At 59.7% G+C, this 10,119-nt stretch carries 13 protein-coding genes; 5 read left to right on the forward strand and 8 right to left on the reverse strand.

Translation table 11 applies throughout. The features are described 5' to 3' along the window. The first annotated feature begins 444 nt into the window (after positions 1-444). The gene (gene smpB / locus VGI36_11260) at positions 445-924 is read left to right on the forward strand and encodes an SsrA-binding protein SmpB (GenBank protein ID HEY2485722.1); all 480 of its coding nucleotides are present in this window, start codon (positions 445-447) and stop codon (positions 922-924) included. Here the strand turns inward: smpB and VGI36_11265 are convergent. The 7 genes from VGI36_11265 to VGI36_11295 all read right to left on the reverse strand — a co-directional run bounded on the left by VGI36_11265 (position 905) and on the right by VGI36_11295 (position 7,318). Next, on the reverse strand, positions 905-1,783 hold the full coding sequence (locus tag VGI36_11265; protein ID HEY2485723.1) for a nucleotidyltransferase domain-containing protein: 879 nt from the start codon (positions 1,781-1,783) through the stop codon (positions 905-907). The genes smpB and VGI36_11265 overlap by 20 nt on opposite strands. Positions 1,784-1,823: 40 nt before the next feature. Next, complete coding sequence (locus VGI36_11270; protein HEY2485724.1) at positions 1,824-1,988, reverse strand: DUF1328 family protein; 165 nt, start codon at positions 1,986-1,988, stop codon at positions 1,824-1,826. Positions 1,989-2,122: 134 nt separating this feature from the next. Next, positions 2,123-2,302 (reverse strand): helix-turn-helix domain-containing protein, encoded by a 180-nt coding sequence (locus VGI36_11275; protein HEY2485725.1) that lies wholly within the window; start codon positions 2,300-2,302, stop codon positions 2,123-2,125. Between the two features lie 390 nt (positions 2,303-2,692). Next, the gene (locus tag VGI36_11280) at positions 2,693-3,523 is read right to left on the reverse strand and encodes a CmcJ/NvfI family oxidoreductase (protein HEY2485726.1); all 831 of its coding nucleotides are present in this window, start codon (positions 3,521-3,523) and stop codon (positions 2,693-2,695) included. Positions 3,524-3,545: 22 nt separating this feature from the next. Next, positions 3,546-4,571, reverse strand: coding sequence for an NADP-dependent oxidoreductase (locus VGI36_11285; GenBank protein HEY2485727.1), 1,026 nt, complete (start codon positions 4,569-4,571; stop codon positions 3,546-3,548). 183 nt (positions 4,572-4,754) lie between these two features. Then, positions 4,755-6,080, reverse strand: coding sequence for an MFS transporter (locus tag VGI36_11290; protein HEY2485728.1), 1,326 nt, complete (start codon positions 6,078-6,080; stop codon positions 4,755-4,757). Then, complete coding sequence (locus VGI36_11295) at positions 6,077-7,318, reverse strand: family 1 glycosylhydrolase (protein HEY2485729.1); 1,242 nt, start codon at positions 7,316-7,318, stop codon at positions 6,077-6,079. The genes VGI36_11290 and VGI36_11295 overlap by 4 nt, the downstream gene beginning before the upstream one ends. Before the next feature lie 214 nt (positions 7,319-7,532). On the opposite strand from VGI36_11295, the gene VGI36_11300 reads away from it, so the two are divergent. From VGI36_11300 to VGI36_11315, 4 genes are all read left to right on the forward strand, one after another. Further along, positions 7,533-8,219: an HAD family hydrolase gene (locus tag VGI36_11300; GenBank protein HEY2485730.1), complete on the forward strand. Its 687-nt coding sequence runs from the start codon at positions 7,533-7,535 to the stop codon at positions 8,217-8,219. A gap of 122 nt (positions 8,220-8,341) precedes the next feature. Then, positions 8,342-8,641, forward strand: a complete 300-nt coding sequence (locus VGI36_11305; GenBank protein HEY2485731.1) for an SDR family NAD(P)-dependent oxidoreductase — start codon at positions 8,342-8,344, stop codon at positions 8,639-8,641. Positions 8,642-8,669: 28 nt separating this feature from the next. After that, positions 8,670-9,113: an SDR family oxidoreductase gene (locus tag VGI36_11310; protein HEY2485732.1), complete on the forward strand. Its 444-nt coding sequence runs from the start codon at positions 8,670-8,672 to the stop codon at positions 9,111-9,113. A gap of 16 nt (positions 9,114-9,129) precedes the next feature. Continuing rightward, positions 9,130-9,465, forward strand: a complete 336-nt coding sequence (locus VGI36_11315) for an L-rhamnose mutarotase (GenBank protein ID HEY2485733.1) — start codon at positions 9,130-9,132, stop codon at positions 9,463-9,465. A 145-nt stretch (positions 9,466-9,610) separates the two neighbouring features. On the opposite strand, the gene VGI36_11320 is transcribed toward VGI36_11315, so the two are convergent. Beyond that, positions 9,611-10,119: enolase C-terminal domain-like protein (locus VGI36_11320; GenBank protein ID HEY2485734.1), on the reverse strand; the 509-nt coding region annotated here is incomplete at its 5' end.

Here is a 10,119-nt window from a genome sequence, read left to right on the forward strand (position 1 = left end):
TTTTTTACGGGTCAGCGCCACCCGACGTGCGACCACAGCCTTCATGTCTCCGTCGAACCCGGTTCGCCCCCACGATTGTGAGTGAGTGCCGGAAAAATCGGCGAGAACGGTTACGCACATATAATTTAAGCTCGATTGCCACTGCTCGCAACCCGCTTGTGCGCGAGGGTTACAAATCCAGCTTGTGCGACTTTCCCGAATTTGCAGCGGTTTTTTGGGGCCGACCACCGAGGTAGTAGCTGGTCAACATCTACTACGCTATCTGGGCGGACTCGAAAAAGTGCCCGATGAGATTTGCCTGAGCGGGTCGCCGAGTTCTGTGGGAAAAAGACCGGCTCCGCCACGTTATGGAGTTGGCACCCATCCAAAAGCCGCAGCCCGGAGAGGTGCCGCTTTCCGCGGAGCCCTTAAATACCGACGCGGCCGACGATAAGCTGCGAACTAATGACCCGCGAGAATGGAAAGCGACCCGCGACCCACCTGGTGGCCGAAAACCGCAAGGCTCGTCATGACTTTTTTATAGAGGAGACATACGAAGCGGGATTAGCGCTGGTCGGCACCGAGGTAAAGGCCCTGCGCGCCCACAAAGCCAATCTGCGCGACAGCTACGCGCGGGTGAAAGATGGCGAGCTGTTTTTGCACGGTATTCATATCGGCGCGTATGCGCCGGCGGGACAGTTCAGCCACAAGGAAACGCGTCCGCGCAAGCTGCTGCTGCACCGCCGCGAAATCAATCGCCTGTGGGGACGCGTGCGGGAACGCGGGTACTCGATCGTTCCGCTGCAAATCTATTTCAAGGACGGCCGCGCGAAAGTTGAAATCGCGCTCGCCAAAGGCAAGCAACTGCACGACAAGCGCGAAGCGATCGCACGCAAAACCATGCGGCGGGAAATCGAGCGCGCGCTCAAAGATCGAAACCGTTGACGACGATACCGGCGCGCGCCGCCGTCGCACGCAATGCGATCGCAAGCGAGCGCATCCGGGAGACGCTGCGCTGGAGCGCGCGTGGAGTCCGTCCCGGCTCAGCCATCACGCCTTCGATTGTCGAATGAAATCCTCGTGGACGAATTCTGAACCCGCGCGATGCCGGAAGCATGCCCTTCTCATTGATTAGCCATTGGCGATTGAGCGCGTAGAGGACCAACGTCATGAAACCCGCGGCGTGAAACAGAGAGCCCGTCACATAGCTCGTGTCTCCGCGCTCTGCGGGCTTGACCGCAATCGCAAGCTCGAAGGTCGCATCGAAAAAATGCTTGGTAACCATCGCGCGCCTGAATATCGCCGGATATGTGGCGACCTGTCGCTTGAGCTGTCGCAGCCTTGAGCGCGGATCGTGAAGCGGTACGCAGCAGCGGATCTCGCCGGGGTAAATCTGGCAATGAAAGCCCATCGGGTGGCCGAGTTGATAGGCGGCTGAAATCCGTCCCACGCGGCAATCTTTGATGGCACGACGGACGGCCACCAGGTCACGGTAAAGAAAGTCTACGTGCCGTCCACCGATCTGGAGCCATCCTCCTCCATCCACGCCCGTTCCCCACGCACCCAACGGGGTTAACAGACCAGGACGGTTGCGATCGTCGAGATCTCGGGCGGCTCGATCTAGCGTGGAGAGCCGAAAGGGCTTCCGCGAGTCGTAGTAGATGCCCAGATCGATATCCGAGTGACGGTCAGCTGTGCCGCGAGCACGCGATCCTCCCAGGGCGATCGCCTCGATTCCGGTCACGCTTCCAAGTCGCGTAACTACACGATCGAAGATGCCCTGAATTTCCGCAGCAAAGCGCACCCGGCCAAGCTAGCGGGCGACGGTCTATCGAACAATCAGGTCAGGAAAAAACGTGCAAGCCCAACACCAGCCCGACAAGAAACAGAACGATGAAAATGCCGAACAGCACCCGCGCAATGCCCGCGGCCGTGCCCGCAATGCCTCCCATTCCCATAGCCCCGGCGACCAGCGCAATGATCAGAAACACCAACGCCCAATACAGCATAAGCGCTCCCTCCCCGGCCCTCATGCCGGCAGGCATTCGTGGTGCAAGAGGCGCGCCCGTCTATCGTCCGGTTGGAGGCTCTATTCTTGGAGAAAAGGGAGAGGATCTAAAAAAATTACCGGCGGGGCCGATAGTCATCGCTTCTCGCGCGAAGTCCGCCAATCATCGATGCTTTCGCGATTGAAGCGCCAATCGCTGCCGACTCGGAATGCGGGAATCTCTCGTTTTCTCAGCAGGCGATAGATCGTACTGGGATGGACATGCAGATATTCCGCGACTTCCGTTACAGTCAGAACTTTATCGTCGTCCTTCATCTAGCCACATTAAGTCAGCGGAGAGAAAAATCGCCGGAGAGAATCTTCTTTCGATCAAGGAAGACAGTGCGCACATCAGGCGTCCGCGCCGGCTCATTTCCCAATTCGTCTAGGATAAAGTGGGCAAGAAACATTCCCGTTGGGCTTTTATTGCCAGATTTCGTCACAAAGGGCAATTCGCGAACTCAAAGCACCTAGCTTATGCACCTACCCTAGTTAAAGCGCGGGTACGCACTGCTTACCGAATTTTTGCGACACTCTGGCGCGAAACCAAGATAATTTTCGCCGATCGGCCTGTCGCAAACGCGTGGTGGTCGGGAAATCCACCAAAATCGGCGGAAGAGCTCGTAACTTCGAGGGCCGACCGTGTGGGCGATCCCCGAGGCTAAATCAGGACGAGGAGGCCGCGGGAAAGAATACCAGCGTGCGCACCTCAATACTTTCACGCGCAGGGGCGTCTGGAGAACTGGTGGGATCCGCGAATGCGGTGTGGGCGGTGAAGCGAGTGCGTCCTGGATCCGAGTCGTAGCACTTCAGAAGCAGCACTTCGGTCTGCTCCATGTGTGGGAAATAGAACCATCGATGGTCGGGGTTGTATGCGACGGAGTAAACCTCGCCGATTCGATCGTGATACCTGAGATCCTGTGCGACAAAGTCGCTCTGCACCATGCTGGCCGCATCGCAGACCGCCAACGGACTCTCCTGTACCGGGCCCCGGATCGGGCGCCAAACGTTGATGACCGCGAAGCGATTCTTCAACAGCACGTCGGCTTCGGCGGGCAGCAGGTCGCGCACGCGCTGGGGTCCCGACTTCAGCGTGTAGTCGTTGTGCGCTACCCTGACCGGCTCGCTCACTCCTTGTTCGCCGCGCTTCATCATCTCGCGATTTCGTACGTTGTGGTCAAACACGTGAACCTTTATCGCTCCGGTCGCTTGCTTGACGAGCCGCGCGACCTCTGGGTAGTAGAAGGCGTGGACTTCCTGATCATCATAGAAGTTGCACACCATGCTCTGCTGATGGACTAGCGCAAAGCCCTGTCTGTCGAGCGACAGCTCATCGCGGATCGCGCGCGCATTGCAAATCGGCATCGTGTGTTTCACGTACGTGCCGGTGCGCGCCGGAACTCCCTCAGGCGGCCGATACATGTAATTCATCGGTTTCTCGGAGTCCGGCGCAAGGTAGTTCAGCGACGCTTCGACGTGCTCGATGTTGCTGTGCATTGTAGGTTTCCTCGGGGTGCGCTTACTCGGGGTTCGCAAGAGTGAGCAGCTGCTTGCCGAAATTCGCTCCGGTGAATAGCCGGATTATGGTCTTGGGCGCGTTTTCGAGCCCGCGTTGAAGATCGACTTGATTTTTGACCTTGCCCTCGGCGTGCCATTTGGAAAGAGCGGCCCGGGCCGCAGGATATTGTTGGGCGAAGTGAAACACCAGGAAACCCTCCATCCGCGCGCCGTGAAAGATCAGGCGGAAGTAGTTACGCGGCGGATAGGCCATCACTCCCGCGGCTTCATTGTATTGTGAGATTGCCCCGCAGAGGATAACGCGCGCGCGGAACGCGAGTCGGTCGAGGACCAGCTCCAAAATTTCGCCGCCGACGTTGTCGAAGTAAATGTCAATGCCTTTGGGACAGAGACGGGTCAAAGCTTCCCCGACGTTTTCATGCTTGTAGTCAATTGCAGCATCGAAGCCGGCTTCCCTGGTCAGCCACTCGCACTTCTGCGGGCCACCGGCAATGCCGATGACGCGGCATCCCTTAAGCTTGGCGATCATCCCGGCGACCGAGCCGGTCGCGCCTGCGGCGCCCGAAACCACGAAAGTTTCGCCGCTCTTGGGCTGGCCCACTTCGAGGGTGCCGAAGTATGCCGTGAGCCCGGTGATGCCCAGCACAGAGAGCGAGAGGATCGGATCGGTGCCTTTAGGAAATTTCTCGACCGAGAAGAGTCCCCCGCCGTCGGTGACCGTGTAGTCTTCCCATCCGAACAGCCCCTGCACCAAGTCACCTTTGGCGAACCCCGGCTTTTTCGACTCGACGACCTGGCCGATGGCGCTGGCGCGCATCACTTGTCCGATTGGAATCGCGGGAATGTAGGTATCCATGGACATCCAGCCGCGTTGGGTCGGATCGAAAGAGAAAGCCAGATTGCGGATGAGGAGTTCGCCGTCTTTGGGCGACGGGGCCGTGGATTCGTGCCAGCGGAAATCGGTTTCCTTGATGATTCCTTGGGGACGCCCCGCGAGAAGCCATTGTCGATTCTTCAGTTCTGCCATTGCGACTCCTGAGGAGGACGGATTCTGTTGGCCATTTAGCGAATTGCGCGCAGCCAGACAAGTTGCATATCGCAACCCGTCGCACCGCGGCGTTGATGCGCAACTCAAGGTACTCTCCGACCCTAGACCCCGGGGGACGGGGAGCAGACAAGTATAACGCGACCATCGGCATGCGCTGCCAGTTCAGGAATTACTCGATTGCGGAACCAACATTGAGAGCGAAGCGGCGCCCGCGATCCCTAGTGCGAGCAACGCAAGACCGTCCGCGAAGCCGCCGGTGGTCTCTTTCATGTAGCCCATCAGCGTGGGACCGACGAACCCTCCGAGATTGCCAAGCGAATTGATCAACGCGATACCCCCGGCCGCCGCCGCGCCGCCGAGAAATAGATTGGGGATTGCCCAGAACGGACCCAGCGCACTCGAGATTCCCGCGAAGCTGATCGAAATGGCTGCGAGCTCGAGGTACGGATTTCGAGTGATCGCCGACAGCAGCAATCCCAGCGCACCAACAGTCAGGGCAAGCGCGAGATAGCGCCGCCGCTCTCCACTGCGATCGGACGCGCGCCCGACTTGCACCATGCAGAATGCGGCTGCAACGGAGGGGATCGCAGTGATTACTCCAATCGCGAAGTCACCGCCCAGGCCGAAACCGCTTACGATCTGGGGCAGCCACAGGTTGACTCCATATACTCCCATTACAAATCCGAAGTAGATCGCTGCGAGCAGCCAGACCCGAGCATCGAGGAGAGCCTCGCCGAGGGTGTGGCGGGCCCCGACGTCGCGAAGCGCGCCCTCGCGTGCAAGGGTCTCGGCAAGCGCAGCGCGCTCGCCCGCCGAAAGCCACCGCGCCTCGTCCGGTCGATCAGGGAGCCAGAACACAACCACGAGCCCGAGAACGATTGCCGGGAAACCTTGCATCGCGAACAGCCACTGCCATCCTTTTATGCCGAGGAAACCGTGCATCATCAGCAGGGCGCCGGAGATTGGGCCTACCACGATTCCAGCGATTGCGGTCGCGGTCATGAACAGTGCGATCGCGCGAGCGCGCTCGCGTTCCGGAAACCACCATCCGAGATACAGAACCACGCCGGGAAAGAATCCGGCCTCCGCGGCGCCCAGCAGAAAGCGCAGGGTATAGAAACTCCTTTCGCCGCGAACGAACATCATGGCAATCGCCACCAAACCCCAGGTGATCATGATCCTGGCGATCCAAGTACGCGCGCCCACCCGGGCAAGAATCAGGTTGCTGGGAATTTCGAAAATAAAATAGCCGATGAAGAACACCCCGGCTCCCACACCAAAGACCTGATCGCTGAGGCCAAGGTCATGATTCATGCGGAGCGATGCGAAGCCTACGTTGATGCGATCCATGTAATTGACGATGTAGAGAAGGAAAAGGAAAGGCAGCAGATGCCGGCGCACCTTGGCGAGTGCCGCATCTGCGAGCGCCGCTTCCGCCGACCAGAGCGCGGGGGCCGGTGTGGGTTGTCGACCTGGGGCCGCGTTCAATCGGCCACCTCGGTGGAGTTGGCGCGGGCCACTCTTCCCAGCCATTGCCCGCTAGGCTTGACGGTTCGCGACTGGGTTATGCGGTCGACTGCTATCAATCCGAACTTCGGCATGTAACCCAACAGCCACTCGAAGTTGTCCATAGCCGACCAGTAATAGTACCCGCGCACATCGATTCCGTCCTTGATGCAGCGTCCGACGCCCGCGAGCGCAGCTTCAACGAATGCGCGGCGGCGAGAGTCGTCTTCGGTACCGATTCCGCTTTCGGTAACGATTATCGGCACCTTCGCAACCGCGGCCGCGCGGCGAACGGTAACTTCAAGCGCCTGGGGGCGGAGTTCATAACCCATCTGGGTTTGCTCGACGCCCGGCTCGGGACCGACCGGCCCTTCCGGCCCGACGCGGCGGCGAGTATAGGTTTGTACGCCAACGAAGTCGTCGCCGCGCGCCGCCTCGAGGAAGACATCCTCGGATTCGCGCAATGCGCGCGCCGCGTTGATCTCTCCGCCGGGAAGCGCTTCGATCTCCTGCATCGCGACGGTCATGCCGACCGGGAATTTTGCGCGACCCGACTTCAGCGCCGCCGCTCCCAGGCGATGCGCGTGCAGAACGTTTTCTCCGGTCACGCTGCGGGCAGCGAAAGGAAACATCGAGTAGCAGCCCGGAGTCGTGTTGCTGAGGCGCGCGGCCTCGATCCGCCAGGGTAATTGGACGATGACCTCGTCCGGCGGCATTACCCCGCCATGCTGAAGATGAGCGACGGAGTTCAATTCGTTGATGGTACATGCGCTGGCGAACAGATCGCCGAGGTCATGGGCGATCCGTGCGCAGTAGCGCGCGAACGCTTCCCCCACGGCAGCGGTCTCGAAACCGCCCTTGGCAGCCAGCCATCGCGGCGAGGAAAAATGATGCAGCGTCACCATCGGGGCGAGCCCGTGGTCGTGGCAGGCGTTAAGGACCCGCCGGTAGTGCTCGATCGCGGCGCGAGAGAACTCGTTCTCCTCCGGCTCGATCCGCGCCCACTCAATTGAGAATCGATAGGAGTTGAATCCGAGCTGTGCGAGAAGAGCGCAATCTTCGACATAGCGATGATACTGATCGCACGCGTCGCCGGACTTTTCCACGAAGGGACTCACCGGCAGATGCTCCATCAGCCAGTAGTCGGAATTGATGTTGCCGCCCTCGACCTGATGTGCGGCGGTAGCAGTACCCCAGAGGAATCCCTTGGGAAATTTCATCTCTATCCAATACCCCCGCGATCCTGCGGCTGTCGATCTATGCAGGGCCACGGGCGGTAGGCGCCCCTTGGCCCTGATGACTCATCGCCTCTGCTAATCCTCAAATGTTACGGCCGCGCTCTTCCGGCGCCGGTACAAGTTCCCATAAGCCAGGGTCTATGGTTAATCTGGATGACCCAAACCCGCTCGGCCGAGCTCTCGAGGAGAGGTATACGTGGCAACCCATCCGGTAGTGTTCCTGCTCGATATCGATAACACCCTGGTAGACAATGACGCAGTCGTCGCGGATTTGATGAAGCACCTCGAGCGCGATGTCGGCGCCGAACAGCAAAAGCGCTACTGGGAATTCTTCGAGCAACTGCGCAGCGAGCTCGGTTACGCCGATTACCTGGGAGCGCTGCAACGCTACCGGGTCGTCTACCCCCGCGACTTCAAGATTCTCGGCGCCTCGATGTACCTGGTGGACTATCCGTTCGCCAACCGCCTGTTTCCGGATTCGCTCGACGCGATCGAACATGCCCGGAAGATGGGTAAGGCAATAATTCTGTCCGATGGAGACGTGGTCTTTCAGCCCCACAAGATTTACCGCTCGGGCATCTACGACGCGATCGACGGCGAGGTGTTGATCTACATACACAAGGAAACCGAACTGGATGATGTCGCGCAGCGATACCCGGCGGACCACTACGTACTGGTCGATGACAAGGTGAGGATCCTGGCGGAGGTGAAGCGCCAATGGGGAACGTGCGTGACTACGGTGTTCCCAAGACAGGGCCACTATGCCAATGACCCGAAGGAAGTGGCGAAGTATCCGGCGCCCGACTTCACGATCGAACGGATTGGGGAATTTCTCAAATTTGATCTGGACACGTTGCTAAAAGGTGCTCGTCCCGCGCGGTGAGCCGGGACGTCATCGCGGCCACGCGGGCGCCGATTCTTACCAACCTCTAGCCGACGAGCACCGCCAAAATTCCTCACCGGCAGCTTCGAAGCGCACGGGGTTCAAATTTCGGAGGTGGCGGTATGTTTCGGCTTGACGGGAAAATCGCGGCGGTAACCGGAGCTGGGTCGGGGATTGGCCGCGCGATCGCCAACACCTTCACCAATGCGGGTGCGCGCGTGTTTGTAATGGAGCGCGACGCCAGGGCCGGGGAGGAGACCGCGGCGGACATTCGCGCGAAAGGTGGGGCATCGACCGCGATCGATTGCGACGTGACCTCGGCGCAATCAGTTCAGGCGGCCTTCGGCCGGATCGACCGGGAAGCCTCTCGTCTCGACATCCTCGTCAACAATTGCCGGCATCGCGCATATCGGAACCGTTGAAAACACCAGCGAAGGCGATCTCGATCGCATCTACGCGGTCAACGTCAAGGGATTGTTTCTTTGCTCGCAGGCGGCGGTGGCGCGGATGAAAAGGGACGGTGGCGGTGCGATTCTCAATCTTGCTTCGATCGCCTCGCTGATCGGCCTGGTCGATCGATTTGCATACTCGATGAGCAAGGGTGCGGTGTTGGCGATGACCCGATCGATCGCCGTGGACTTCATTGGCGACAAGATCCGCTGCAACTGCGTCTGCCCGGCCCGCGTACATACGCCGTTCGTTGACGGATACCTTAACAACACCTATCCGGGCCGTGAAGCGGAGATGTTCAAGCAGCTTTCCGAGTATCAACCCGTCGGGCGAATGGGTACGCCGGAGGAGGTAGCGGCGCTCGCCCTTTATCTATGCTCAGATGAAGCATCGTTCATCACGGGACAGGCTTATCCAATTGATGGCGGCGTGCTGGTCTTTTAGGACGGAATCAATTGCCATGAAACAGTATGGACAGACCATCAACCTCAAGGACGACCCAGAAATTCGGCGTCGCTACGTCGAATATCACGCCACGGCGTGGCCGGAGGTTCAGCAAGGTTTGAAGTCGGTTGGCATCCGCAGGATGCTCATCTGGATGCTGGGACGCCAGCTCTTCATGTTCATGGAGACCGATGACGATTTCGATTTGGCGCGCGACTTCGCGCGCTATGAAAAGAGTTCCCCGCGAGTGCAGGAATGGCAGCAGTTGATGGCCACGTTTCAGGAGCCCACGGTGCATGCGAAGCCCGGAGAGTGGTGGGCGCAGATGGAATTGGTGTTCCGTCTAGAGTAGCGAGTCGAGGCGGGTGGTGCTTGCAGCGGGTGCCAATGCCCGGCCCAGGGATAGAACCTCTGGCGTGGCGCTTGGATAGGCCGGCTCGAGCAGCGCGCCGCCGTCGGCGCTCAGCAATCTAAGGAGGAGGCCGGCCAAGGCGGGGTTACCGGCGCCATTTGGGACCCTGCGGAAATTCGTAGTCATCTAAAGAATGCGGCTTCATCTCTATGCTGAAGCCGGGCGCAGTCGGGACGATATAGCGACCGCCCCGAGACGAGACGGGGTTGAGGAAATGCTCGTGCAGATGGTCGGCGAATTCGGTCATTCGGCGCTCGAGACTGCCGCTCACGCAGATGTAGTCAATCAGCGACACGTGCTGGGCGTACTCGCAGAGACCGAGACCACCCGCGTGCGGGCAGACCGGAACGTTGAATTTCGCAGCGAGCAGAAGAACCGCCAGCGCTTCGCTGAGTCCGCCGAGGCGACAGTTGTCGAACTGGCAGAAATCGATCGCACCGGCCTGCATAAGCTGCTTGAAGATGACGCGGTTGGCGCCATGTTCGCCGGTCGCTACACCGATTGGATGAATCGCGCGGCGAATGGCGGCATGTCCGAGAATATCGTCGGGGCTGGTGGGCTCTTCGATCCACAGCGGGTGGAACTCCGCGAGCG

The organism is Candidatus Binataceae bacterium, from assembly GCA_036495685.1.
In the GTDB taxonomy this organism is placed as follows: Bacteria; Desulfobacterota; Binatia; order Binatales; family Binataceae; genus JAFAHS01.

Coding starts and splice junctions, on each gene's coding strand:
- smpB (HEY2485722.1), top strand. CDS start 445: ATGACCCGCGAGAATGGAAAGCGACCCGCGACCCACCTGGTGGCCGAA.
- VGI36_11270 (HEY2485724.1), bottom strand. CDS start 1,988: ATGCTGTATTGGGCGTTGGTGTTTCTGATCATTGCGCTGGTCGCCGGG.
- VGI36_11275 (HEY2485725.1), bottom strand. CDS start 2,302: ATGAAGGACGACGATAAAGTTCTGACTGTAACGGAAGTCGCGGAATAT.
- VGI36_11280 (HEY2485726.1), bottom strand. CDS start 3,523: ATGCACAGCAACATCGAGCACGTCGAAGCGTCGCTGAACTACCTTGCG.
- VGI36_11285 (HEY2485727.1), bottom strand. CDS start 4,571: ATGGCAGAACTGAAGAATCGACAATGGCTTCTCGCGGGGCGTCCCCAA.
- VGI36_11295 (HEY2485729.1), bottom strand. CDS start 7,318: ATGAAATTTCCCAAGGGATTCCTCTGGGGTACTGCTACCGCCGCACAT.
- VGI36_11305 (HEY2485731.1), top strand. CDS start 8,342: ATGTTTCGGCTTGACGGGAAAATCGCGGCGGTAACCGGAGCTGGGTCG.
- VGI36_11315 (HEY2485733.1), top strand. CDS start 9,130: ATGAAACAGTATGGACAGACCATCAACCTCAAGGACGACCCAGAAATT.